This window comes from Streptomyces sp. NPDC002265, from assembly GCF_040296125.1.
Taxonomy (GTDB): Bacteria; Actinomycetota; Actinomycetes; order Streptomycetales; family Streptomycetaceae; genus Streptomyces.
Window position 1 is genome coordinate 1 of the sequence record NZ_JBEOWS010000126.1, and the last position, 23,880, is coordinate 23,880.

The window sequence follows — 23,880 nt, forward strand, 5'->3', positions numbered from 1 at the left end:
GGCGCCGGGAACCCGGCGCCGACCACCCGGGCGCTCGCCGCGTCCCACGGGCCGGGCAGCACCAGCGGGTCGCCCGGAGCGGCGCGGTCGTGCAGCGCGCGGAAGGTCTCCGCCCTGCTCACCGCCGCGTGCTTGCGGCGGGCGCCGCGGCCGTGGGTGCGGTCACGCGTGCTGTCCCGGCGTGTAGTGCCCGGGCACCATCCGGGTGCTCACCGCGAACCGGTTCCAGGCGTTGATGACCGTGATCGCGGCGATGAGCTGCGCCAGCTCGGCCTCGTCGAACTGCTTGGCGGCCCGCTCGTACACCTCGTCCGGTACGAACCCGTCGGTGAGGACGGTGACGGCCTCGGTCAGTTCCAGCGCCGCGAGCTCCTTCTGCGTGTAGAAGTGCCGGGACTCCTCCCAGGCGGCGACCTGGATGATCCGCTCCACGCTCTCGCCCGCCGCGAGCGCGTCCTTGGTGTGCATGTCGAGACAGAACGCGCAGTGGTTGAGCTGCGAGGCGCGGATCTTGACCAGCTCGGCCAGCCGCGGGTCGAGCCCGGTCCGCGCGGCCCTGTCCAGCCGGACCATCGCCTTGTAGACCTCGGGCGCGTGCTGGGCCCAGGCGAGCCGGGGGGTGTGCTCGGGGGCGTACTCGTCGGCCGACGTGGCGCCGGTCGTGCCGGGGGTGTGGTCGTCGTGGCCGGTGTGGTTGTCGTTCGCACTCATGATGTCGACCCTAGGCGCGGGGCAGCCCACGGGTATGGTCCATTTCCATGGCTGAATCCTGGGCCACTTTGGGTATCGACCTGCATCTGGAACCGTCCGGACCGGGCCTGCGCCGAGGGCTGACCGACGCCCTGCGCGAGGCGGTCCGCAGCGGACGGCTGACCGCGGGCACCCGGCTGCCGTCCTCCCGGACCCTCGCCGCCGACCTGGGCATCGCCCGCAACACCGTCGCCGACGCCTACGCCGACCTGGTCGCCGAGGGCTGGCTGACCGCCCGGCAGGGCTCCGGCACCCGGGTCGCCATGGGGGTACCTCCCACGTCTTTCGGACAGTGGGGGAACGCGCTGCCCCGGCGGGCCGAGGCCCCCGCATCCCGGCGGCGACCGCCCGGCCGGCCCGCCTACAGCCTCCTCCCGGGCAATCCGGACCTCGCGACCTTCCCGCGCGCCGAGTGGCTCAGGGCCGCCCGCCGCGCCCTGGCCGCCGCCCCGAACGACACCCTCGGCTACGGCGACCCGCGCGGCAGCGCCCAACTGCGCACCGCGCTCGCCGGCTATCTCTCCCGGACCCGGGGCGTGCGCGCGGACCCCGAGCGCATCCTCGTCTGCGCCGGGTTCACCCACGGTCTGCGGCTGCTCGGCGAACTGCTGCACGCCCGCGGGCTGCGCACCCTGGCCGTGGAGTCGTACAGCCTCGACGAGCACCGCGACCTCGTCGAGCGCACCGGCCTGCGTACCGTCCCGCTGCCCTTCGACGAACGCGGCACCCGCCCGGGGGACCCGACCGGCGTACGGGCGATGCTGCTGACCCCCGCCCACCAGTTCCCGATGGGCGTCGCGCTGCGCCCCGAGCGCCGGGCCACCGTGGTGGACTGGGCCCGCCGCACCGGCGGTCTGATCCTGGAGGACGACTACGACGGCGAGTTCCGCTACGACCGTCAGCCCGTCGGCGCCCTCCAGGACCTGGACCCCGAGCACGTGGTCTACCTCGGCACGGCCAGCAAGTCCCTCGCCCCCGGCCTGCGCCTGGGCTGGCTGGTGCTGCCGCCGTCCCTGGACCCGTCGGAGGTGGCGGGGGCGGGCTCCGCCACCGGAGTGCTGGACCAGCTGACCTTCGCCGAGTTCATCACCTCCGGCGCCTACGACCGCCATGTGCGCGCCGTCCGCCAGCGGTACCGCCGCCGCCGGGACGCCCTGGTCGCGGCCCTCGCCGACCGCGCGCCGGCCATCCGCGTCACCGGTATCGCCGCCGGTCTGCACGCCGTCGTACGGCTGCCGCCCGGAACCGAGCAGTCGGTGGTCAGGGCGGCCGCCTGGCAGGGGCTGGCCGTCCAGGGCCTGTCCCGCTTCCGCCATGAACTGGCCACCGTGGAGCCGCTCGACGCCCTGGTGGTCGGCTACGGCACGCCCTCGGACCACGCGTGGGCCGGCACGCTGGAGGCACTGCTCAGGGCGTTGCCGTAGGGGGCGGCGCCGTCGGCACTTGCGCCGCCGTCTCCTGCGGTGCCTCCCCGAACCGCGCCAGCGCCAGCGCGCCCGCCACCGCCACCGCGAATCCCAGCGCCGCCAGCCAGGTCAGCCCCTCCCGGGTGCGGTCGCCGAGCCAGATCACGCCCACCGCCGCCGGACCGATCGTCTCGCCGATCACCATGCCGGCCGTCGCCGTCGTCACCGAACCGCGTTGCAGCGCCGAGGTCAGCAGCAGGAACGCGGCACCTCCGCCGAGCAGCAGCGCGTACGCGGCCGGGTCGGTCAGCAGGTCGGCCGGCCGCAACGAGTCGATCAGCCGGACCGACACCTCGACCACCCCGAAGCCGAAGCCCGCGCCCAGTCCGAGCACCAGGGCCCGGGTCCGCCCGTGCAGCCGTCCGCCGAGCAGGCCCAGCAACAGCACCGCCAGGGCCGTGGCCACCATCGCGTACCTCAGCGCCCCCGGCCCGTTCTCGGCCCCTTCCGTCCCGGACGCCAGTCCCAGCATCGCCAGCCCCAGGCACACCACCGCGACCGCGGCCCACTCCACCCCGCTCAGCCGCACCTTCAGCAGACGCGCCGCCACCACCGCCGTCACCGCGAGACTCGCGGCCAGTGCGGCGCTCACCGCGTAGATCGGCAGCGAACGCAGCGCCGCGATCTGGAACAGGAACCCCAGCCCGTCCAGCGCGAGTCCGGCCAGATACCGCCACTGCCGCAGCGCCCGCAGCAGCAGCGCGGCATCCCCGCCGCCCCCGGCCGCGCCCGCCTCCCGCGCGGCCATCGCCTGGAGAACCGTCGCGGTACCGAAACACACCGCGGCACCTAATGCGCACACCATCCCGAACAGCACGAAAGCGACCCCAGGGGAGCAGGAGACCGCCGGACCCCCTGCCGGGCCCGGCGCGCCTGTCCCTAGGATGGCCGCCGGACATCACCGACCGACGGGGGACACGAACATGGCAGACACACGCAGACAACTACGCTCCGGCACGGTGATCCTCGGCGGCATGGGCCTTCTCGCCACCGCCCTGACCGCCTGCTCCTCCGCCCCGGACCAGCGCTGTGTCGACCGGAACAGCTACCGGCTCGGCAAGGGCTACCAGGTCGTCTCCGACAAGTACTGCAAGTCCACCACGCCTTCCAAGACGTCCAAGACCTCCGTGAACGGCGCCTGGTACTACGGCGGCAACGAGAAGAAGTCCTGGGTCACCGGGGGCTCCTTCACCAAGCCGCGCAAGAGCTCCGGCTCCGGCTCGGTTTCGGGCGGCTCCTCGGACGACGACAGCCACAAGAGCGGGGTCCACCGCGGCGGCTTCGGCGGCGGCGGCCACGGCAGCTCCGGCGGCTGACCGGTATCCCGACATGGAACGCCGAACGATCACCCCCCGCCCCGGCTGGCAGCAGACCGTCGAGGGCCAGGGACTCGTCTACCCCCTCACCCGCCACCCCGACGGCTCGCTGCGCCCCTACTGGGACGAGAGCGCCTACTACGCGTTCACCCTGGACGAGGTCGAGGCGCTGGAGGAGACCGTCGAGGAACTGCACCGCATGTGCCTCGCCGCGGCCGGGCACATCGTGGCGCAGGACCGTCTCGCCGACCTCGGCATCACCGACCCGCGGGTCGCCGCGGCCGTGACCGAGGCCTGGCACCGGCGCGCCGAACTGCCCTCCCTGTACGGCCGCTTCGACCTCCGGTACGACGGCACCGGCCCGGCCAAGCTGCTGGAGTACAACGCCGACACACCCACCTCCCTGGTCGAGGCCGCCTCACCCCAGTGGTTCTGGATGGAGGAACGTTTTCCCGGCGCCGACCAGTGGAACTCCCTGCACGAGCGGCTGGTCGACAGCTGGCGCAAGCAGGCCGGGCTGCTTCCGCCGGGCAGCCCCCTGCACTTCGCGCACTCCTCCGCCGACGAGCTGGGCGAGGACCTGATGACGGTCGCGTACCTGAAGGAGACCGCCGAACAGGCCGGCCTGGCCACCGAGTGGATCTCCATGGAGGAGATCGGCTGGGACAGCCTCTCCGGCCGCTTCGTGGACCAGCAGCTCGGCTTCATCCGCAGCATCTTCAAGCTCTACCCGTGGGAGTGGCTCACCACCGACGCCTTCGCCCGCCATGTCCTCGACACCCTGGACAACGGCGGCGGCACCGGTTCCACCCTCTGGATCGAGCCCGCCTGGAAGATGCTGCTCAGCAACAAGGCGCTGCTGGCGATCCTCTGGGAGCTGTACCCGGGGCACCCCAACCTGCTCCCCGCCTACCTCGACGGCCCCCGCGACCTGGCGGCCAACACCGGCTACGTGGCCAAGCCCCTGCTCGGCCGCGAAGGCGCCGGGGTGACGATCCACGAGCCCGGCTCCACCGCTCCCGGCCCCGCCGCCCCGGCACCCGGCGACGAACCCTGCTGCTATCAGGCACTGGCGGAGCTGCCCGTCTTTGACGGCAACCACGTCGTCCTCGGCGCCTGGGTGGTCGGGGACGAGCCGGCCGGTCTCGGGATCCGGGAGTCCGCCGGCCCGATCACCGACGAGTACGCCCGCTTCCTGCCCCACGTGATCCTGTAGCGGCCCGCCGGACCGACCGCACGGGCGGGCGGGCCGCCGCCCGCTCACCCGCCCAGTACCGCCCGCAACTGGTCCAGCCCCCAGTCCAGGTCCTCCTTCGCGATCACCAGCGGGGGTGCGATCCGGATGGTCGCGCCGTGGGCGTCCTTCACCAGCACCCCGCGGTCCATCAGCTTCTCGGAGACCTCCCGGGCCGTCCCGTACGCCGGTGCGATGTCGACGCCCGCCCACAGCCCGCGCCCGCGCACCGCCGTCGCCCGCCCGCCGGCGGTCAGCGCGGCCAGCTCCCGGTGCAGGTGCGCGCCCAGCTCGGCGGCCCTGGCCTGGTACTCGCCCGACCGCAGCATCGCGATCACCTCCAGGGCCACCGCGCAGGCCAGCGGGTTCCCGCCGAACGTCGACCCGTGCTCCCCGGGCCGGAACACCCCCAGCACCGCGGCGCTCGACACCACCGCCGACACCGGCACGATCCCGCCGCCCAGGGCCTTGCCCAGCACATACACGTCGGGCACCACGCCCTCGTGCTCACAGGCGAACGTACGTCCGGTCCGGCCGAGGCCCGACTGGATCTCGTCGGCGACGAACAGCACGTTCCGCTCCCGGGTCAGCTCCCGCACCGCCGGCAGATACCCGGCCGGCGGCACCAGCACCCCCGCCTCGCCCTGGATCGGCTCCAGCAGCACGGCCACCGTGTTCTCGGTCAGCGCCGACCGCAGCGCCGTGAGGTCGCCGTACGGCACGATCTCGAAACCCGGCGTGTACGGCCCGAAGTCCGCCCGTGCCTCCGGATCGGTCGAGAAGCTGATCACCGTCGTCGTCCGGCCGTGGAAGTTGTTGCCCGCGACCACGATCTTCGCCATCTCCGAGGGCACGCCCTTGACCCGGTACCCCCACTTCCGGGCGGTCTTCACGGCCGTCTCGACCGCCTCCACGCCCGTGTTCATCGGCAGCACCATCTCCATCCCGCACAGCTCGGCGAGCGCGGCGCAGAACGCCGCGAAGCGGTCGTGGTGGAACGCCCGGGACGTCAGCGTCACCCGGTCCAGCTGGGCTTTCGCCGCCTCGATCAGCCGCCGGTTGCCGTGCCCGAAATTGAGCGCCGAATAGCCGGCCAGCAGGTCCAGATACCGACGCCCCTCGATGTCGGTCATCCATGCGCCGTCGGCGGTGGCGACGACCACCGGCAGCGGGTGGTAGTTGTGCGCGCTGTGCTCCTCGGCCGCTCGGACCAGGGATTCTGTGGCGGTCACGGGGTCGGTCACGGTGCCCTCCAGAACGTGGGACGGGCCCCCTTCCTATGGTCGCTCGCATGACGGACGCGGGACCATGCGCCACGACACGCCCGGTAGGCTCTCCCACGGGCCGTGACTGGCGCGCTGGGATGGGACGAACCATCGGGGAGCGGCCCGGTAGTGACCAGTGCCGTGCGCCTGGGCCGTGCCGTGAACCGTGACCGCTTCGATGCCACGCCACCCGGAGGCCGACATGACCGAGCAGCAGCCCCTCTCCACCGAGTCCACCGCCTTCCGCGCCGCCCTCGACGTGATCCGAGCCGTCGAGCCCCGCGTCGCCGACGCCATCGGCCAGGAGGTCGCCGACCAGCGCGAGATGCTCAAGCTGATCGCGTCCGAGAACTACGCCTCGCCGGCCACCCTGCTGGCCATGGGCAACTGGTTCAGCGACAAGTACGCCGAGGGCACCGTCGGCCGCCGCTTCTACGCCGGCTGCCGCAACGTCGACACCGTCGAGTCCCTCGCCGCCGAGCACGCCCGCGAGCTGTTCGGCGCCCGCCACGCCTACGTCCAGCCGCACTCCGGCATCGACGCCAACCTCGTCGCCTTCTGGGCCGTCCTCGCCGACCGCGTCGAGGTCCCCTTCCTGGCGAAGACCGGCGCCCGCCAGGTCAACGACCTCTCCGAGGCCGACTGGGCCGAACTGCGCCAGGCCTTCGGCAACCAGCGCATGCTCGGCATGTCCCTGGACGCGGGCGGCCACCTCACCCACGGTTTCCGGCCGAACATCTCCGGAAAGATGTTCGACCAGCGCTCCTACGGCACCGACCCGGCCACCGGCCTCATCGACTACGACGCCCTGCGCGCCCAGGCCCGCGAGTTCAAGCCGCTGATCATCGTCGCCGGCTACTCCGCGTACCCCCGGCTGGTGAACTTCCGGATCATGCGTGAGATCGCCGACGAGGTCGGTGCCACGCTCATGGTCGACATGGCCCACTTCGCGGGCCTGGTCGCGGGCAAGGTCCTCACCGGCGACTTCGACCCGGTCCCGCACGCCCAGATCGTCACCACCACCACCCACAAGTCGCTGCGCGGCCCGCGCGGCGGCATGGTCCTGTGCGACGACTCCCTCAAGGACCAGGTCGACCGCGGCTGCCCGATGGTCCTCGGCGGCCCGCTCCCGCACGTCATGGCCGCCAAGGCGGTCGCCCTGGCCGAGGCCCGGCAGCCCGCCTTCCAGGACTACGCCCAGCGCATCGTCGACAACTCCCGCGCGCTGGCCGAGGGCCTGATGAAGCGGGGTGCGACCCTGGTCACCGGCGGCACCGACAACCACCTCAACCTGATCGACGTCGCCTCCTCCTACGGCCTCACCGGCCGCCAGGCCGAGGCCGCCCTGCTCGAGTCCGGCATCGTCACCAACCGCAACGCCATCCCCGCCGACCCCAACGGCGCCTGGTACACCTCCGGCGTCCGCATCGGCACCCCCGCCCTGACCACCCGCGGCCTGGGTACCGCCGAGATGGACGAGGTCGCCGGGCTCATCGACCGCGTCCTGACCACCACCGAGGCCGGTACCACCGCCAAGGGCGCCCCCTCCAAGGCCCAGCACGTCCTCGACCCCAAGATCGCGGACGAGATCTCCCGCCGTGCCACCGACCTGGTCGCGGGCTTCCCGCTGTACCCCGAGATCGACCTCGGCGCCTGACCCGGGCGCCCGGACCACGGCGGCGCGGACTACAGATCGATCAATTCCTGCCGGGGTTCCTCCCGCGGCGGTCCGGCCTCGCGCCGGGCCGCCGCGCGGCGCGTCAGCAGCGTGCCGCCGACACCGGCGGCCAGGCCCGCCACCGCCCAGCCGGCCCGCTCCGGCCAGTCGGCCGCGCCGGACGGGCCTGCGTCCGGCCCGTCCCCGGCCGCACCGAGCAGCCCCGTCCGGTCCACCTGGTCGTAGACCCGGCGCGAGAGCCGGTGCCAGCGGATGTCGTCGTCCTCCACGTCCGGCGACAGATCCGAGCGCACCCACGGGGTGCCGTCCGCGGCCAGGAACAGCTGGTCCTCCCGCTCCATGGCCACGTCGGCGCCCGGCGCCCGGTGCGTCTGCGGCCAGCCTCCGACACCCGTGAGCCCCCAGACCACGGTGATCCGCACCGACGGATACCGGCCCTCCTCCCAGGCGTCCGCCACCCGCTCGGTCTCCGTGCGCATCGGTTGCAGCAGCTGCCACAGGCCGTCGAAGCCGGGCTGTCCCGAGCGCAGGGTCCGCGTCCGTCCCGTATGGTTCGCGACGATCAGGGCCAGGTCGGGTACGTCGCGGTCCGGCGTCGGCGTGAGCGCCGCGGCCGCGGGCGCGCCGCACAGGGCCATCTCGCACAGCGCCGCCAGCAGCAGCGCGGCGGACCCGCCCCGCGACGCGGCACGCCCGCCCCGACGTCCGCTTCGGCACCCGCCGCGACGTCCGCTCCCACGGTCGCCCCGTCCGCCTCGGGATCCCATCCCTGCCCCTCCCTGCCCTCCGGGCCCCGCGAGACCCTCGGACGACACGGGCTCCGCAACTCCCCTGACAGGCCCGTTCCTCCATCAGTTCCCCACCTGTTCCGGACCGCACCACAAGACCTGAGAGAATGATGAACATGGCCTCTGACCGACCTCGCGTGCTCTCCGGAATCCAGCCCACCGCAGGCTCGTTCCACCTCGGCAACTACCTCGGCGCCGTCCGCCAGTGGGTGGCGCTCCAGGAGTCCCACGACGCGTTCTACATGGTCGTCGACCTGCACGCGATCACGGTCCCGCAGGACCCCGCCGAGCTGCGCGCGAACACCCGCCTGGCGGCCGCGCAACTCCTCGCGGCCGGCCTCGACCCGGAGCGCTGCACGCTCTTCGTGCAGAGTCACGTCCCCGAGCACGCCCAGCTCGCCTGGATCATGAACTGCCTCACCGGCTTCGGCGAGGCCTCCCGGATGACCCAGTTCAAGGACAAGTCCGCCAAGCAGGGCGCCGACCGGGCGTCCGTCGGCCTGTTCACGTACCCCGTCCTCCAGGTCGCCGACATCCTGCTCTACCAGGCCCACGAGGTCCCGGTCGGCGAGGACCAGCGCCAGCACATCGAGCTGACCCGCGACCTCGCCGAGCGCTTCAACGGCCGTTTCGGCGAGACCTTCACCATCCCGAAGCCGTACATCCTCCGGGAGACGGCGAAGATCTACGACCTCCAGGACCCGTCGATCAAGATGAGCAAGTCGGCGTCCACGCCGAAGGGCCTCATCAACCTCCTCGACGACCCCAAGGCCACGGCGAAGAAGGTCAAGAGCGCGGTCACCGACACGGACACCGTGATCCGCTACGACGTCGAGCACAAGCCGGGCGTCAGCAACCTCCTGACCATCTACTCCACCCTCACCGGCAGGCCGATCGCCGAGCTCGAGCAGGCGTACGAGGGCAAGATGTACGGCGCGCTCAAGACGGACCTCGCCGAGGTCATGGTCGAGTTCGTGACGCCGTTCCGGGAGCGCACCCAGCAGTACCTGGAGGACCCCGAGACGCTCGACTCGGTCCTGGCCAAGGGTGCGGAGAAGGCGCGCGCGGTCGCCGCGGAGACCCTCTCCCAGGCGTACGACAAGGTCGGCTTCCTGCCCGCCAAGCACTGAGGCGCACCACCGCACACCCGCACGAACGAGCAGAGCGCTGCACATCACTTCGGCTGCGCCTGCCCAGACGGCGGTCGTGCCCGTACAGTCGAAGCCGGACGGCTGAGAACAAACCCGGCACACCACCGGCACACGCCGAGCACATCCGACACGACGACAGGAGATGACGTGGGGACCGTAACGATCGGAGTGTCGATCGCGGTCCCGGAGCCTCACGGCAGCGCCCTCCAGGAGCTGCGCGCGGGCTTCGGCGACGCCGCTGCCCACGCCATCCCCACGCACATCACCCTGCTGCCCCCGACCGAGATCGAGGGCGCCCTGGTCCCCGCGGTCGAGGCCCACCTCGTCGAGGTCGCGGGCATCGGCCGGTCCTTCCCGCTGCGGCTGTCCGGCACGGGCACCTTCCGGCCCCTGTCGCCCGTGGTGTACATGCGGATCGTGGCGGGCGCCGAGTCCTGCGCCTGGCTCCAGCAGCAGATCCGGGCCGCCTCGGGGCCGGTGGCCCGCGAGCTCCAGTTCCCGTACCACCCCCATGTCACGGTCGCGCACGGCATCGACGACGCCGCCATGGACCGCGCCTTCGGCGAGCTCGCCGACTACGAGGCCGACTGGCTGTGCACCGGCTTCGCCCTGTACGAGCAGGGCCCCGACGGGGTGTGGCGCAAACTGCGGGAGTTCCCCTTCGGCGGCTCGATGGTGCCGTCGCAGAGCAGCCACGTGGAACAGAACACCCACGTGGAACACGGAACCCTCCCGGCCCGCTAGGGCCTGTCCGTCCGGCCGCCGCCGGAACCCCGCCCGCTGCAGGCCGATCGGACGCTCGTCGGCGTGGCGCCGGTCACGATCCCGTGTTTACGGGGTACGAGGACATCGGTGTTTCTTCACGAGGGCCCGCATCGGTGTTCCCTCGCGAGGGCCACGGACACGGACACGGGCACGACGGCGGCGAGACGGGCAGGGGCGGATCATGGACTGGCTGAAGAAGCTCCCCTGGATCGGGCCGCCGGCCACGCGCCTGATGGCCACGCACGCGTGGCGCTCGTACGAACGTCTGGACCGGGTGAAGTGGACCAGACTGGCCGCCGCGATGACCTTCATCAGCTTCATCGCGCTCTTCCCACTGCTGACGGTGGGTGCCGCGATCGCCGCCGCCACCCTCAGTCCCGCACGGCAGAAGGCCATCGAGGACAAGATCGCCGAGCAAGTGCCCGGCATCTCCGACCAGTTGGACCTCGACGCGCTGATCCAGAACGCCGGCACCGTCGGTCTCATCGCCGCCGCCGTGCTGCTGGTCACCGGCATCGGCTGGGTCGGCCAGATGCGCGACTGCCTGCGCGCGGTCTGGGAGCTGCCCGACAGCGACGAGAACCCCTTCCTGCGCAAGGCCAAGGACGCCGGTGTCCTCGTCGGTCTCGGCGGCGCACTGATGATCACGCTCGGCACGTCCACCCTCGCCTCCTCCGCCGTCGGGTGGGGCGCCCGGAGCGTCGGGCTCGACGAGCACGGCTGGGGCAGCGTCCTGCTGCGGGTCGCCGCGTTCGCCGTCTCCGCGCTCGCCGACTTCCTGCTGCTGCTCTATCTCCTCACCCTGCTGCCGGGCGTCGAACCGCAGCGCCGCCGGCTCCTGGTGGCCGCGCTGCTCGGCGCGGTCGGCTTCGAGCTGCTGAAGCTGCTGCTGAGCGGCTACATGCAGGGCGTGGCCACCAAGAGCATGTACGGGGCGTTCGGTGTGCCCGTCGCCCTGCTGCTGTGGATCAACTTCACCGCGAAGCTGCTGCTGTACTGCGCCGCATGGACGGCGACGCAGGGCAAGGGCGTCGAGGCCGGGGGCGGCGGGGTCAGCGACGGCGGCGCATCAGATCCGGCAGCGGCCAGCGGCGGTTGACCAGGAACGCGCCGGCCGCCAGGAGCACCAGCAGCCCGCCGCTGATCGCGAGCGCGATCCCCATTCCGCCGGAGCCGCCGGAGGGCGCCGAGGCCACCGGCTTCCCGGACCCCGCGACGCCGCCGGGGTTGTCCCCGTCGGGTGCGGTGGCGCCCGGCTGGACGACGGACTGCGCGGCACCCTTCGGCGCCACCAGCTCACCCACCGGCCGTACCTTGCCCGCTGCGTTGAAGCCCCAGTCCAGCAGCTTCGCGGCCTCCTTGTAGACCTCGTTGTGCTCTTCCTTGCCCGGGTTCATGACCGTGACGAGCAGTACCCGGCCGCCTCGCTCGGCGACGGCGGTGAAGGTGGCGCCCGCGTTGGTGGTGTTGCCGTTCTTGACGCCCGCGATGCCCTGGTAGACCGAGAGGTCGCTGTCGCCGCTCAGCAGCCGGTTGGTGTTCTCGATCTCGAAGGTCTCGCGGACCGTCTTGCCCTTGTCGTTCTTCGACGTCTTGCCGGGGAACTCGGCCCGCACGGTCGAGCAGTACTCGCGGAAGTCCTTCTTCTGAAGTCCCGAGCGGGCGAACAGGGTGAGGTCGTAGGCGGAGGAGACCTGCCCCGGGGCGTCGTAGCCGTCCGGCGTCACCACATGCGTGTCGAGGGCCTGGAGTTCCTCGGCATGCGCGTTCATCTCCGCGACGGTCCTGTCCACGCCGTGGTTCATGGCCGACAGCACGTGCACCGCGTCGTTCCCGGAGCGCAGGAAGACACCGAGCCACAGGTCGTGGACCGTGTAGGTCTCCTCCTCCTTTATCCCCACCATGCTGGAGCCGGACCCGATGCCCGCCAGGTCGGCGGTGGTGACCTTGTGCTTCTCGCTGCTGGGGAACTTCGGCAGCAGGGTGTCGGCGAACAGCATCTTCAGCGTGCTCGCCGGGGGCAGCCGCCAGTGGGCGTTGGCCGCGGCGAGCACCTCGCCGGACTCGGCGTCGGCGACGATCCAGGAGCGCGCGGTCAGGTCCTTCGGCAGTACGGGTGCACCGGCGCCCAGATCGGCCTGCGCCCCCGCCCGGCCGAGCCGCTCACCGCCCACGCGCGACATGTTCGCCGGGGGAGTGGCCGACGGACTCGCCGACGGGCTCGTCGACGGGCTCGTCGACGGGCTGGTCGACGGGCTGGTCGACGGACTCGGGGTCGCGAAAGAGGCGGGCGCGGTCAGCGCGAGGGACAGACAGGTCGCCGGAATGACCAACAGGGATCGCCGGACGGTCGTATGAAGTGCGGGCACGATCGAGAACGTACATGCCCCACCCCGCGAAGTCCCAGCAGCCACCCCACCCCGGTCACGGAACCGGACACCGGGCGGCGATACTGAACGCATGAAGCTCAGCCGCCCGGTCTCCTGGTTCCTGCTCGCCTTCGGGGTGTGGAGTCTGGTCATCTGGGTCACTTTCGTAAAGAACCTGTTCAAGGACACAAGCGGGCTCGCGTTCGACGACGGGCATCCCACCGCGTACTTCTGGGTGCATCTGGCGCTCGCCGTCGCCTCCTTCGTATGGGGGACGGTCATCGGACTCATCGGGTTGCGCGGACTGCGCGCACTGCGCGGCACGTCGTAACGGACACAGGGGATACGCACCGTGGTCATCGTCTTCGCGCTGCTCGCCCTGACGGTCCTGGGCGTGCTGGTGGCGGCCAACCGCTACCTGTGGCAACGGCTGTTCCGCGACACGACCCGTGGCCCCGGACGCGCGCGCCGCGCGGGTGCCCTCGTCATCGCGGGCGGCTGGGTGCTGGCGCTCGGCGCCCTCGTCGCCGAGCGCGCCGGGGCCCCCTTCTGGCTCCAGCGGACGCTGGCCTGGCCGGGCTTCCTGTGGCTGGCCCTGTCGATCTACCTGCTGCTCGCGGTGCTGGCCGGCGAGGCCGTACGCCCCCTGCTGCGCCGCTTCCTCGACCGGCGGGCGGCCGCCGCCGTGGCCGTACCGCGGCCCGAGACCGTACCGGCGACCGTGCCGCAGACCGGCATGCGGCAGGCCGGACTCCCGGATTCCCCGTCCCTCGCGACACCCGCCGACCCCGCGGCCGCCGCCGAATCCGACGGCCCCGCCGACCCCGCGGGATCCCCCGAGTCGGCCCGGCCGTCCGCCGGGCCCTCCCGTCGGCTCTTCGTCTCCCGTGTCGTCGCCGGCACCGCTGCCGCGGCCGCCGTCGGCACGGTCGGTTACGGCACCTACGGCGTCCTGCGCGGCCCGCGGGTCAAGCGGGTCACCGTCCCGCTGGCCAAACTCCCGCGCGCCGCCCACGGTTACCGGATCGCGGTGGTCAGCGACATCCACCTCGGCCCGGTCCTCGGCCGCGGTTTCGCCCAGAAGGTCGTCGACACGATCAACGCGACTCAGCCCGACCTGATCGCGGTCGTCGGCGACCTGGTCGACGGCAGCGTCAAGGACCTGGGTCCGGCCGCGGCACCGCTCGCGCAACTGAGGGCCCGGCACGGGTCGTTCTTCGTCACCGGCAACCACGAGTACTTCTCCGGCGCCGCCCAGTGGGTGGCGGAGGTCCGCCGTCTGGGCCTGCACCCCCTGGAGAACGCCCGTACCGAGATGCCGTACTTCGACGTCGCCGGTGTCAACGACCTGCGCGGCGAGAGCGAGGGCCAGGGGCCCGACTTCGCCAAGGCGCTCGACGACCGCGACCCGGCACGCGCGTGCGTGCTCATGGCCCACCAGCCGGTCCAGATCCACCAGGCGGTCGAGCACGGCGTCGACCTCCAGCTCTCCGGCCACACCCACGGCGGTCAGCTGTGGCCCGGCAACTTCATCGCGGCGGCGGCCAATCCGACGGTGGCGGGCCTGGAGCGCTACGGCGACACCCAGCTGTACGTCTCCCGGGGTGCGGGCGCCTGGGGGCCGCCGACCCGGGTGGGCGCGCCCTCGGACATCACCGTGATCGAATTGGCGTCGAAGCAGGCTTGACCGGATCGGACCCGACCGGATCGGACCCGACCCGATCAAGAGGGGCCGGATCGAGAATGACCGGATCAAGAAGAGCCGGATCGAGAATGATCGGAATTCGGTCGGGAACTCTTTTGTGCTGTGGATTCCGGGTCCTCATCAGCGCCTTGTGGGATTCCTGTGGAACCGTTCCTGAATATCCGCCTGCATGTTCTTTCTCCGGTCACCGGAATCTCACCTGAATTCCCTTTCCCCACCGGAATCGCCTGTGGTTGGGTGACGGCGCCGCCAGGACTTGCCGGGCAGGTCCCGAGGGGAGCGGCATTGCGCTGGGGCGCCTGGGGAGGGCACCGTGCGATCCGTTCGCGGGAGAATTCTGACGACGCTGCTCGTGCTGGCGGCGGTCGCGGCCGGCGGCCGGCAGCTGCTGCCGGCGGAGAGCGGCAAGGACGGCACCATCACGGTCGGCACGACGGACGACGTCACCTCGCTCGACCCGGCCGGTGCCTACGACGCCGGATCCTGGGCGTTGTACAGCAATGTCTTCCAGTCGTTACTCACCTTCGAGCCCGGGGGCAGCGACCCCGTGCCGGACGCGGCCGAGAGCTGTTCCTTCCCGGACGGCGGCTTACACACCTATCAGTGCAGGCTGCGCAAGGACGTCACATTCCCCAGCGGCCGGGTGATGACCGCCGAGGACGTGAAGTTCTCCTTCGAGCGGATCAAGAAGATCAATTCACCTGTCGGGCCGGCGTCCCTGTTCTCCACCCTCGCCTCGGTGGACGCCCAGGGCTCGACCGTCACCTTCCATCTGTCGGCGTCCGACGCCACTTTTCCGTTCAAGCTGGCCACCGGCGCCGGCTCGATCGTCGACAGCACGCGCTATCCGGGGGACGCCCTGCGCACCCGCTCCGGCGTCGACGGCAGCGGGCCGTACACCCTGACGTCGTACACGAAGGGCCGTACGGCGGTCCTCGCGCCCAACGAGCGGTACCGGGGCGCCCTGGGCATCGGGCAGCCCGTCGAGCTGCGCTACTACAAGAACGCCGGGGCGCTGCAGAACGCCTGGAACAGCCACCGGGTCCAGGTCGCGGGGCGGCAGCTGCCGCCCCGGTTCCTCGCCGGACTCTCCGCGAGCGACCCCGACCGGCGGGTCTTCGAGACGGCCGGTTCGGAGACCCGCAACCTGTACTTCGACACCCGCGCCGGCTCCCCGCTGCACGACCCCCGCGTCCGCCGCGCCCTGGCCTGGCTCGTCGACCGGGACCGGCTGGCCGCGACCGTGTACGCGGACACCGTCGAACCGCTGTACTCGCTGATCCCGGCCGGTATCACCGGTCACAGCACGCCGTTCTTCGACGCCTACCCCGGGCCGGATCCGGCGCGGGCGGGGCAGCTGCTGGCCGAGGCCGGGGTGAGCACCCCGGTCCGCCTGACCTACGGCTACGCCCTGGGCAGCGGCGCCGCCGCCGAGGAGGCCGCGGAGCTCAAGCGCCGGCTGGAGGCCGACGGGCTGTTCCAGGTGACGGTCGAGGGATACGAGTGGACCGACTTCCAGAGGCGGTGGGCCGGCGACAGGCTCGACGCGTACGCGGTCGGCTGGGTCGCCGACTACCCCGACCCGGAAACCTTCGCCGCCCCGCTCGTCGGCACCGGCAGCACCATGAAAACCGGCTACCGCAACAGCCGCGTCGACGAACTGATCCTCGCCACCCGGCAGACCGCCGAACGCAACCGGGTCGGCGACGACTTCCGGGCGCTCCAGGCGGACGTCGCCGCGGACGTACCGCTGATCCCGTTGTGGCAGCGCAAGGAGTACGTCGTCAGCACCGAGGACGTCGGCGGCGGCCAGTACCTCTCGGACGGCAACGGCATGTTCCGGCTCCGGCGGCTGACCTGGATCTGACCATCGCGCCCGGCCCGGATCCGGGGACCCTGCTTGGACCGGGGTCCCGGCGGGCAGTCACCCCCGGGCGGCACTCTGTGGCGAAGCTGTGCGCGGGACGGGGAGCAGACGTGATGAGACGCAACTCCTTCCGGCTGCCCCGGCACCCGGCGTCCGTCGGGCTGGCCCGGCGCCGGGTGCGGGACCATCTGTCCGACTGGGGGCACTCGCCCGGTGAACCGGCGCTCGACGACGCGGTCCTGCTGGTGTCCGAGCTCGCCACCAACGTCGTACGCCACGGGCCTTTGCAGGAGCGGGAGTTCGAGGTGGCGGTGACCGCGCTGGCCGACGGCTCCTGTCTCATCGAGGTGTCCGACGAGGGCCGGGTGCAGCCTCGGCTGCGGGTGGTCGGGGAGTACGCGGAGGCCGGACGGGGCCTGCATCTCGTGGAGCGGGTCGCCGCGGCCTGGGGGGTGTGGGGCCGGGGCCGGCACGGCAAGACGGTCTGGGCTCTGGTCCTGGCCCCCGAAGCCTGAACTCCGCACGGAACCGGGGCACACCGCCCCCAGCCCCAGCCCCAGCCCCAGCCTCAGCCTCAGCCGGAGCCTCAGCCTCAGCCGGAGCCGGAGCCGGAGCCGGAGCCGGAGCCGGAGCCGGAGCCGGAGCTGGAGCCGGAGCTGGAGCCGGGGACGGAGCCGGGGACGGAGCCGGAGCCGGAGCCGGAGCCGGAGCCGGGGACGGTCTGCACGGCCGTGCCACGGGCCGCGGGCAGCGTCACCGTCACCGCGAGGCCCGCGCCGGGCGCCGTGCGCACCGCGACATCGCCGCCGTGCGCCCGTACCACGCCCTGCACGATCGCCAGGCCCAGACCGCTGCCCGCGCCGCCGCCGGCCCGGAAGAAGCGGTCGAAGACGCGCGACGCGTCCTCCGCCGCCAGTCCGGGGCCCTCGTCCGCCACACACAGCCGTACGACACCGTCCGAGCGTTCCACCCCGAGCCGCACCGGCACGTCCGGCGGGGTGTGGGTGCGCACGTTGGCCACCAGGTTGCCGAGCACCTGGCGCAGCCCCGACTCGTCGGCGTGCACCAGGAGCGCGCCGTCGGCGCCGACCGAGACGGGCCGTCCGGGCTGCTGCGCCCGCAGGTCCTGGGCCGCGTCCCGCACCAGGGCGCTGACGTCGACGTTGCGCAGCCGCAGTTCGGGCTGCTGGTCGAGCCGGGCGAGCAGGAGCAGCTCGTCCACCAGATGCCCCATGCGGTCGGCCTCCGCCATCATCCGGTCCCAGGCCCGCTTGCGTTCGGCGGGCTCGCGCAGCATCCCCCGGTCGTACAGCTGGAGGTAGCCGCGGATCGCGGACAGCGGGGTGCGCAGCTCGTGCGAGGCGTCGGCGACGAACCGGCGCAGCTGCGCCGCCGTGCGCTCGCGCGTGCGATAGGCCGACTCCACCTGGTGGAGCATGGCGTTGAGGGCCAGCCGCAGCTGTTCGACCTCGTGCGTCGGCTGGTGCCGGGAGGGTATCCGCCGGGTCAGGTCCCCCTCGGCTATCGCCGACGAGGTCTCCACCATGTCCTCCAGCGGCAGCATCCTGCGGCGCACGCTGAACAGGGTGAGGCAGGCGAGCAGCGCCAGCAGCAGGGTGCCGACGGCGAGGTCCAGCTTGAGCGCCTTTGCGATGCCCTTGTGCAGGACGTCCGTCGAGATGGCCAGCAGGATGTCCGTGCCGTCGGACAGCCGGATCGCGGTGGCCCGGTACGGGGTGCCGTCCACCGTCACGTCCCGGGGTTCGGCGTCGCCGACGAGCCGGCGCGGGTCGCCGACCGCGTCGGCCAGTCCGCGCTGGGTGTCGGTCGGGGCGACCCCGAGGATCGCGACGGCGGTGCCCGTCTCGCCGTCCACGGCGACGAAGACGGTGTCCGGCGCCGGACGGTCCTCGGCCCGCTCGGTGGTGATGTGCTCACGGATGAGGCCCAGCGCGGCGAACGAGTCGATCTGCCGGAGCGTCAGATGCGAACCGGACAGCGAGTCCCGGGTCTTGGTCAGCTGGGAGTCGATCTGGCCGAGCAGGTAGTGCTGCATGCCCATGATGCTGACGGCGGTGGCGGCGATGATGCCCAGGGCGAGCAGCCCCACGTTGGCCAGGGTCAGCTTGACGCGCAGCGAGTGCGTGCCCCGGGCGCGGCGGGACCGCGCGAGCGCGGGGCGCGGCGGGAGTGCCGGGAGTCTCATGCCAGCCCGTATCCGACGCCCCGCCGGGTGGTGATCACCGGCGCTTCTCCCGGGATGTGCAGCTTGCGGCGCAGATAGCTGATGTAGGTCTCGACGACCGTCGACTCCGGCGGGGTGTGCTCGTACTGCCAGACGTGGCGCAGGAGTTGCTCCTTGGGCACGATCTGTCCGCCGTTGCGCACCAGGAAGCGCAGCAGCGCGTACTCGGTGGGGGTGAGCTCGACCGTGCGCCCGGCGCGGTGCACCGAGTACGTCGTCTCGTCCAGTTCCAGGTCGCCGTGGCGCAGCGGGGGCCGCTGCGGCAGGACGTCGGCGGGCCGGGTGCGGCGCAGCACCGCGGTGATCCGGGCGATCACCTCGTCGATGTTGAACGGCTTGGTGATGTAGTCGTCGCCGAAGCCGAGCGCGCCGACGATCTCGGCGGGGGAGTCCCGCGCGGTCAGGAACACCAGCGCCAACTGTGGTTGCAGCAGGCGCAGTTCACGGCCCAGGGCGCGGCCGTCGCCGTCCGGCAGCATGACGTCGAGCAGCGCGACGTCGGGCCGGGTGCGCTCGGCGAGGGCGAGCGCCTCGCGGACCGTGCCCGCGGTCATCACCTCGAAGCGGTGGTAGCGCAGCGCGATGGTGAGGACGTCCGCGATGCTCGGCTCGTCCTCCACGACCAGCACGGTGCCGGGGGCGGTCGACATGCCCCCAGTATCGGTGCGCGGGCCCGGCGCCGGGCCGGTTGCCGCTTTGGAGTTCCTTGAGAGTCGTGCGTGAGCCGTGTCCCTGCGCGCCCGGCGCCGCCGATGCTGTTGCCCTGGCCCGGGGGGACCGGTCGACCGGCCGGTCATCGAACAAGGAGATGTGAACGTGGCGGCATTGGCACGGTGGTGCTACCGGCACCGGCTCGTGGTCCTGTTGCTGTGGGTGGGGGCGCTGTTCGGGCTGGGCTTCTCGGCCTCGACGGCGGGCACGGACTACGCGAACGTCTTCGCCCTGCCGAACACGGACTCCACGAAGGCCTACGACCTGATGGAGAAGGCCTTTCCCGAGCGCGCGGGCGACACCGACACGGTGGTGTGGAAGGTCGACGACCTCCACCGGGGGACGGTCCGGGACCAGGACGTACGGGACCTGATCGAGCCCGCGCTGACGAAGATCGCGAAGATGGACGGCGTCGGGGAGGTGGTCGACCCCTACTCCCCGCGCGGCGCGGCGCAGATCAGCGGCGACGGGCGCATCGCCTACGCCCAGATCACCTTCACCGAGCGGGCCAACGCCGTCCCGAAGGAACTCGTCCAGGACGTCGTCGACACCGCGCGGAGCGTCGGGACCCACGCCAGGGGGCTCCAGGTCGAGCTCGGCGGCCAGGCCATCCAGCGCGCGCAGGAACCGCCCACGGGCCTGGCCGAGATGGTCGGCCTCGCGGCCGCGGCGGTCGTGCTGTTCCTCGCCTTCGGCTCACTCGCCGCGATGTCCCTGCCGATCGGCGTGGCGATCTTCGGCGTCGGCACGGGCCTGTTCTCGACCCAGCTGCTCAGCCACGTCACCGCCATCCCCGACCTGGCCCCGCTGCTCTCCTCGCTGATCGGCCTCGGCGTCGGCATCGACTACGCCCTGTTCATCGTCACCCGGCACCGGCGCGGCCTGCTGCGCGGCGTCGACCCGGAGGAGGCGGCGGTCACCGCCCTGAACACCTCGGGCCGGGCGGTGCTGTTCGCGGGCGGCACGGTGTGCATCGCGCTGGCCGGGATGCTGGTGACGAACCTGCGCTTCCTGGACGGCGTGGTCATCGGCACCTCCCTCACCGTGGTGCTGAGCGTGTTCGCGGCCACCACCCTGCTGCCCGCCCTGCTCGGTCTGCTCGGTCCGCGGGTCCTCAGCCGCAGGCAGCGGCGCAGGCTGGCCGCCGAGGGTCCCGAGCCGGAGCGGGCGAGCGGGCTCGCGGCGCGCTGGTCGGCAAGCGTGCAGCGACGTCCGCGCCTGGTCGCGGTGGTCGCCGTGGCCGTCATGGCCGTACTCGCCGTGCCCGTGCTGTCGTTGCGGCTGGGCGCCACCGACCAGGGCAACGACGACACCACGACGACCACCAGGCAGGCGTACGACCTGCTCGCCGAGGGCTTCGGCCCCGGCTTCAACGGCCCGCTCCAGGTGGTCACGTCCGACGGCGCCACGACCGCGCTCGTCAAGGGCATCGAGGCGACCGACGGGGTGGCCCGGGTGGCCGCGCTGCCGCCCGCGCAGGGCGTCACCGTCATCCAGGTCGTGCCCACCACCTCGCCACAGTCCAAGGAGACCGACGACCTCATCGACACCCTGCGCGACGAGGTCATCCCGCGCTCGGGCGTGAGCGCGCACGTCGGCGGGGTCACCGCGGTCTCCAAGGACTTCGCGTCCGTCACCGGCGACCGGCTGCCGCTCTTCGTCGTCACCATCATCGGCCTGAGCTTCCTGCTGCTCCTGGTCGCCTTCCGCTCCCTGATGGTGCCGCTGACGGCCGCGGTGATGAACCTGATCGCCGCGGCGGCCTCCTTCGGCGTGCTGGTCGCGATCTTCCAGTGGGGCTGGGGCCTGGGCCTGCTCGGCCTCGGCAAGGAGGGGCCGATCAACGCCTTCCTGCCGGTCATCATGCTGTCCCTGCTCTTCGGACTGTCCATGGACTACCAGGTGTTCCTGGTCAGCCGGATGCACGAGGAGTGGGTGCACACCCGCGACAACGCCCGCGCGGTCCGGGTGGGCCTGGCGGAGACCAGCCGGGTCATCAACAGCGCGGCCCTGATCATGGTCTGTGTGTTCCTGGCGTTCGTCCTGAGCGGTGACTCGGGCGCGGCGGTGGCGGGCGTCGGCCTGGCGGCCGCGGTGGCGCTGGACGCGTTCGTCCTGCGTACGGCGCTGGTGCCGGCCGCGATGCACCTGCTGGGCGCCTCCAACTGGTGGCTGCCGGCCTGGCTGGACAAGCGGCTGCCGCATCTCGCGGTGGAGCCGAAGGAGACCCCGTCGGACCCGCCCCGCCCGGACACCGGGGACGAGGGCCCCGCCACGGTGGTCCACGGCTTCGTCCGTACGGCGGACGACGAGCCGGCCGAGGGTGCGAGCGTGACGCTGCTGTCCGAGGACGGCCGCCGGCTGGACCGGGTGACCTCCCTGGCCGACGGCTCGTACATCGTGTCGGTACCGGGGCCGGGCGCCTATCTGCTGACGGTGACGGCGGGACCGTACGGCCCCCAGGTCCGGCAGGTGACGGTGGCGGACGGACCGCTGGTGTACGACGTGGAGCTGGCCGAGGGGGAGGTGGACGCGGTCAACTAGCTTCCGAACAACCCGCCTTGAGGATCGCGTCGACGTCGAGAGTGACCTCGGCGCCGATGGCCGCGGGCAGAGTGGCGACTTCGCCGGGGGAGTACGGGCGGTGGTTCTCGTAGTCGTCCCCGGCGGGGTCGGTCAGGACGTGGAGGCGCTGGTGCTTGCGGTCGACGATCACGTAGACCGGGATCTTGGCGCCGGCGTAGGCCTTGACCTTGTGGCGTAGGTCGGTCTTCCAGTTGCTCGAGGTGACCTCCAGGACCAGGCGGAAGCAGACCGGGTCGTAGCAGTTGTTCTCGACGAGATGGTCCCGGAAGTCGGCGTCGACCAGGGACAGGTCGAGGATCGCGTAGTCCTCGGTGCCGGTCGGCAGCCAGAGGCCGATGCCCTGGACGACCCGGGTGTCGGTGCCGTGCAGTCCTGCGGAGAGGAAAGGGACCATGAGGTCGGTCAGGGCTACGGCGTGCGGGCCGTCGGGCGGCGGGGACACGAGGATCTGGCCTCCGATGATCTCGACGCGGTAGCCCGGATTGCGGTCCATGAGCCGATTGGCCTCCGCGATCAGCGGACGGTCTCCATGGGGCCGCTCGACGGATGCTGCGGACATCGCGTGCCTCCCGTGGGCTGGTGTCGAGAGCCTCATCGTAGGCAGCCGGGACCCCCGGTGTCCCCTTCGAACCGCTTCACCCGAAAGCGATCACTCCGCCTCGGCTCCCCGCCCCTTGCGCGCCGCTGGATCGGGGAGCGCCTTCGTCATTCCCGGCAGGAAGTCCGTGAACAGCTCGTGGACCTCCAGCACCAGCGGCCGCAGTACCCGGAAGCGGGCCAGTGCGACGCCGCGTCCGGTGAGGCGGGCGCCGCGCTCGGCGAGGCGGTAGCTGCGCTCGCGCCCTTCCGTCCGGTCGAAGATCCAGTACAGGACGAGCCCCATCTGCGAGAGCCACATCAGCTCCGGCAGCACGTCCCGCAGTTCGGGGGCCACCTTGGTCTTCGCCCCCGCGAGCACCTCCCGGTGGACGCCGATGGCCTCCACGCGCGCGTGCTCCGACTCCGGGGAGAAGGGGCTGAGCGGGCTGTCGGGGTCGGCGGCGTTCTTGAAGAACTGCACCGCGAACTCGTGGTACGGCGTGGCGACGTCCAGCCAGGTCCGCAGCACCCCGGCGAGCCGCGCCTCCAGACTCGTCTCCCGGTCCAAGATCTCCCGGACCGCCTCCCGGTGCTCGGCGGCGAGGCGGTCGTAGAAGCCCTGGATCAGGTGCTCCTTGCCGGAGAAGTAGTAGTACGCGTTGCCGACGGAGACCCCGGCCTCCTGGGCGATGGCCCGCATGGTCGTCTTGTCGTAGCCGCGCTCCTGGAACAGCCGCATCGCCGTCTCCAGGATCAGCGCGCGGGTCTGCTCGGACTTGCTGGGCGTGTCGCCGTCGCCGGGGCTCTCGTTGTTCGCAGGCACGGTAGGAGAGCCTAAACGGTTCGGCAGGAGCCGTCTTCGCAGCCGGGACCGGTGTAGGTCCACCCCCGGGAGGGGTGGTAGGTCCAGCCGTCCCCGCGCCCGTACGCGCCCCCGCCCCGCCGGCTCCCGCGCCAGCGGGCGGCGGCGAGGACCGCGCCCTTGGCCAGCCGGGCCCCGGTGGGGGTGTTCAGCCGGTGGGCGAGCGGCCGGTGTTCGCGCAGCGCCCACAGGGTCACGATCCAGGCGGCGCTGCCCCGGTAGACCTGCCCGCCGTCGCCGACGACGGTGACCACGTCGAGAGTGGCGCGGTGGTCGAGTCCCGGGAAGCGCCGCCTGGCCTCCGCCGAGGCGGCGGGTACCAGGTCCAGCGGCACCAACTGGCGCTGCCGTACGAGCCAGTCGCGTACGAAGGAGCACATGGCGCACTCGGCGTCGTACAGCACGGTGAGCCGGGGGGGGGGGGGCGGCGCCGCCGCGCCCCGCCCGCGGGGGGGCCGACGGACCCCGCCCCCCCCCCGCGCGGGGGGGGGGGGCGGGGGCGGGCCCCAAGGACAAGACAACCGCGGTGTTGGGGTTGTTAGT

22 protein-coding genes, 1 pseudogene and 1 riboswitch are annotated in these 23,880 nt (G+C 72.3%); of the genes and pseudogenes, 12 read left to right on the forward strand and 11 right to left on the reverse strand.

Going from position 1 to position 23,880, the window contains the following annotated elements; all coding sequences use genetic code 11:
- A pseudogene (locus ABT085_RS22215) lies at window positions 1-122 on the reverse strand (isocitrate lyase/phosphoenolpyruvate mutase family protein); the annotation flags it as partial.
- 40 nt (window positions 123-162) lie between these two features.
- Window positions 163-711 (reverse strand): carboxymuconolactone decarboxylase family protein, encoded by a 549-nt coding sequence (locus tag ABT085_RS22220; protein ID WP_351610471.1) that lies wholly within the window; start codon window positions 709-711, stop codon window positions 163-165.
- Between the two features lie 47 nt (window positions 712-758).
- On the opposite strand from ABT085_RS22220, the gene pdxR reads away from it, so the two are divergent.
- Window positions 759-2,174, forward strand: coding sequence for a MocR-like pyridoxine biosynthesis transcription factor PdxR (gene pdxR / locus ABT085_RS22225; protein ID WP_351610474.1), 1,416 nt, complete (start codon window positions 759-761; stop codon window positions 2,172-2,174).
- Here the strand turns inward: pdxR and ABT085_RS22230 are convergent.
- The gene (locus ABT085_RS22230) at window positions 2,158-3,021 is read right to left on the reverse strand and encodes a hypothetical protein (RefSeq protein ID WP_351610523.1); all 864 of its coding nucleotides are present in this window, start codon (window positions 3,019-3,021) and stop codon (window positions 2,158-2,160) included. The two genes, pdxR and ABT085_RS22230, sit on opposite strands and share 17 nt — an antisense overlap.
- Before the next feature lie 118 nt (window positions 3,022-3,139).
- On the opposite strand from ABT085_RS22230, the gene ABT085_RS22235 reads away from it, so the two are divergent.
- Together ABT085_RS22235 and ABT085_RS22240 are read left to right on the forward strand one after the other, a co-directional pair.
- Complete coding sequence (locus tag ABT085_RS22235) at window positions 3,140-3,532, forward strand: hypothetical protein (RefSeq protein WP_351610477.1); 393 nt, start codon at window positions 3,140-3,142, stop codon at window positions 3,530-3,532.
- A gap of 13 nt (window positions 3,533-3,545) precedes the next feature.
- On the forward strand, window positions 3,546-4,748 hold the full coding sequence (locus ABT085_RS22240; RefSeq protein WP_351610479.1) for a glutathionylspermidine synthase family protein: 1,203 nt from the start codon (window positions 3,546-3,548) through the stop codon (window positions 4,746-4,748).
- Between the two features lie 44 nt (window positions 4,749-4,792).
- On the opposite strand, the gene rocD is transcribed toward ABT085_RS22240, so the two are convergent.
- Window positions 4,793-6,010: an ornithine--oxo-acid transaminase gene (rocD, locus tag ABT085_RS22245; protein ID WP_502982776.1), complete on the reverse strand. Its 1,218-nt coding sequence runs from the start codon at window positions 6,008-6,010 to the stop codon at window positions 4,793-4,795.
- 92 nt (window positions 6,011-6,102) lie between these two features.
- A riboswitch (ZMP/ZTP riboswitch) is annotated at window positions 6,103-6,191 on the forward strand.
- A gap of 42 nt (window positions 6,192-6,233) precedes the next feature.
- On the opposite strand from rocD, the gene ABT085_RS22250 reads away from it, so the two are divergent.
- Entirely contained in the window at window positions 6,234-7,688 is a 1,455-nt protein-coding gene (locus ABT085_RS22250) for a glycine hydroxymethyltransferase (RefSeq protein WP_351610481.1), read from the forward strand.
- 29 nt (window positions 7,689-7,717) lie between these two features.
- On the opposite strand, the gene ABT085_RS22255 is transcribed toward ABT085_RS22250, so the two are convergent.
- Window positions 7,718-8,347, reverse strand: coding sequence for a hypothetical protein (locus ABT085_RS22255; protein ID WP_351610484.1), 630 nt, complete (start codon window positions 8,345-8,347; stop codon window positions 7,718-7,720).
- 266 nt (window positions 8,348-8,613) lie between these two features.
- Between ABT085_RS22255 and trpS the strand changes: the two genes are divergently transcribed.
- The 3 genes from trpS (at window position 8,614) to ABT085_RS22270 (ending at window position 11,512) form a co-directional block, all read left to right on the forward strand.
- Window positions 8,614-9,627, forward strand: a complete 1,014-nt coding sequence (trpS, locus tag ABT085_RS22260; protein ID WP_351610487.1) for a tryptophan--tRNA ligase — start codon at window positions 8,614-8,616, stop codon at window positions 9,625-9,627.
- Window positions 9,628-9,795: 168 nt separating this feature from the next.
- Window positions 9,796-10,392: a 2'-5' RNA ligase family protein gene (locus ABT085_RS22265; protein ID WP_351610490.1), complete on the forward strand. Its 597-nt coding sequence runs from the start codon at window positions 9,796-9,798 to the stop codon at window positions 10,390-10,392.
- A gap of 202 nt (window positions 10,393-10,594) precedes the next feature.
- Complete coding sequence (locus tag ABT085_RS22270) at window positions 10,595-11,512, forward strand: YihY/virulence factor BrkB family protein (RefSeq protein WP_351610492.1); 918 nt, start codon at window positions 10,595-10,597, stop codon at window positions 11,510-11,512.
- Here ABT085_RS22270 and ABT085_RS22275 read toward each other — a convergent pair.
- Complete coding sequence (locus ABT085_RS22275) at window positions 11,466-12,782, reverse strand: D-alanyl-D-alanine carboxypeptidase family protein (RefSeq protein ID WP_351610495.1); 1,317 nt, start codon at window positions 12,780-12,782, stop codon at window positions 11,466-11,468. The two genes, ABT085_RS22270 and ABT085_RS22275, sit on opposite strands and share 47 nt — an antisense overlap.
- A 91-nt stretch (window positions 12,783-12,873) precedes the next feature.
- On the opposite strand from ABT085_RS22275, the gene ABT085_RS22280 reads away from it, so the two are divergent.
- The 4 genes from ABT085_RS22280 to ABT085_RS22295 all read left to right on the forward strand — a co-directional run bounded on the left by ABT085_RS22280 (window position 12,874) and on the right by ABT085_RS22295 (window position 16,869).
- Entirely contained in the window at window positions 12,874-13,113 is a 240-nt protein-coding gene (locus ABT085_RS22280) for an SCO4848 family membrane protein (protein WP_351610498.1), read from the forward strand.
- 21 nt (window positions 13,114-13,134) lie between these two features.
- Entirely contained in the window at window positions 13,135-14,469 is a 1,335-nt protein-coding gene (locus ABT085_RS22285; RefSeq protein ID WP_351610501.1) for a metallophosphoesterase, read from the forward strand.
- 331 nt (window positions 14,470-14,800) lie between these two features.
- Window positions 14,801-16,354, forward strand: coding sequence for an ABC transporter substrate-binding protein (locus tag ABT085_RS22290; protein ID WP_351610504.1), 1,554 nt, complete (start codon window positions 14,801-14,803; stop codon window positions 16,352-16,354).
- A 110-nt stretch (window positions 16,355-16,464) separates the two neighbouring features.
- Window positions 16,465-16,869 (forward strand): ATP-binding protein, encoded by a 405-nt coding sequence (locus tag ABT085_RS22295; RefSeq protein WP_351610507.1) that lies wholly within the window; start codon window positions 16,465-16,467, stop codon window positions 16,867-16,869.
- A gap of 77 nt (window positions 16,870-16,946) precedes the next feature.
- Here the strand turns inward: ABT085_RS22295 and ABT085_RS22300 are convergent, their stop codons facing one another.
- Window positions 16,947-18,560, reverse strand: a complete 1,614-nt coding sequence (locus tag ABT085_RS22300) for a sensor histidine kinase (RefSeq protein WP_351610509.1) — start codon at window positions 18,558-18,560, stop codon at window positions 16,947-16,949.
- A complete protein-coding gene (locus ABT085_RS22305) occupies window positions 18,557-19,249 on the reverse strand; it encodes a response regulator transcription factor (RefSeq protein WP_351610512.1) in 693 nt (230 codons plus the stop codon). Before ABT085_RS22305 ends, ABT085_RS22300 begins: the two co-directional genes overlap by 4 nt.
- 175 nt (window positions 19,250-19,424) lie before the next feature.
- Here ABT085_RS22305 and ABT085_RS22310 point away from each other — a divergent pair, with 175 nt between their 5' ends.
- Window positions 19,425-21,854 carry an MMPL family transporter gene (locus tag ABT085_RS22310; protein WP_351610528.1) on the forward strand — a complete coding sequence of 810 codons (2,430 nt, stop codon included), beginning with the start codon at window positions 19,425-19,427 and terminating at the stop codon, window positions 21,852-21,854.
- Here ABT085_RS22310 and ABT085_RS22315 read toward each other — a convergent pair.
- The 3 genes from ABT085_RS22315 to ABT085_RS22325 form a co-directional block, all read right to left on the reverse strand.
- Window positions 21,847-22,455 (reverse strand): Uma2 family endonuclease, encoded by a 609-nt coding sequence (locus ABT085_RS22315; protein WP_351610514.1) that lies wholly within the window; start codon window positions 22,453-22,455, stop codon window positions 21,847-21,849. The genes ABT085_RS22310 and ABT085_RS22315 overlap by 8 nt on opposite strands.
- A gap of 90 nt (window positions 22,456-22,545) precedes the next feature.
- Window positions 22,546-23,298 (reverse strand): TetR/AcrR family transcriptional regulator, encoded by a 753-nt coding sequence (locus ABT085_RS22320; RefSeq protein ID WP_351610517.1) that lies wholly within the window; start codon window positions 23,296-23,298, stop codon window positions 22,546-22,548.
- A gap of 11 nt (window positions 23,299-23,309) precedes the next feature.
- Window positions 23,310-23,717, reverse strand: a complete 408-nt coding sequence (locus tag ABT085_RS22325; protein ID WP_502982777.1) for a thiol-disulfide oxidoreductase DCC family protein — start codon at window positions 23,715-23,717, stop codon at window positions 23,310-23,312.
- Window positions 23,718-23,880 lie beyond the last annotated feature (163 nt).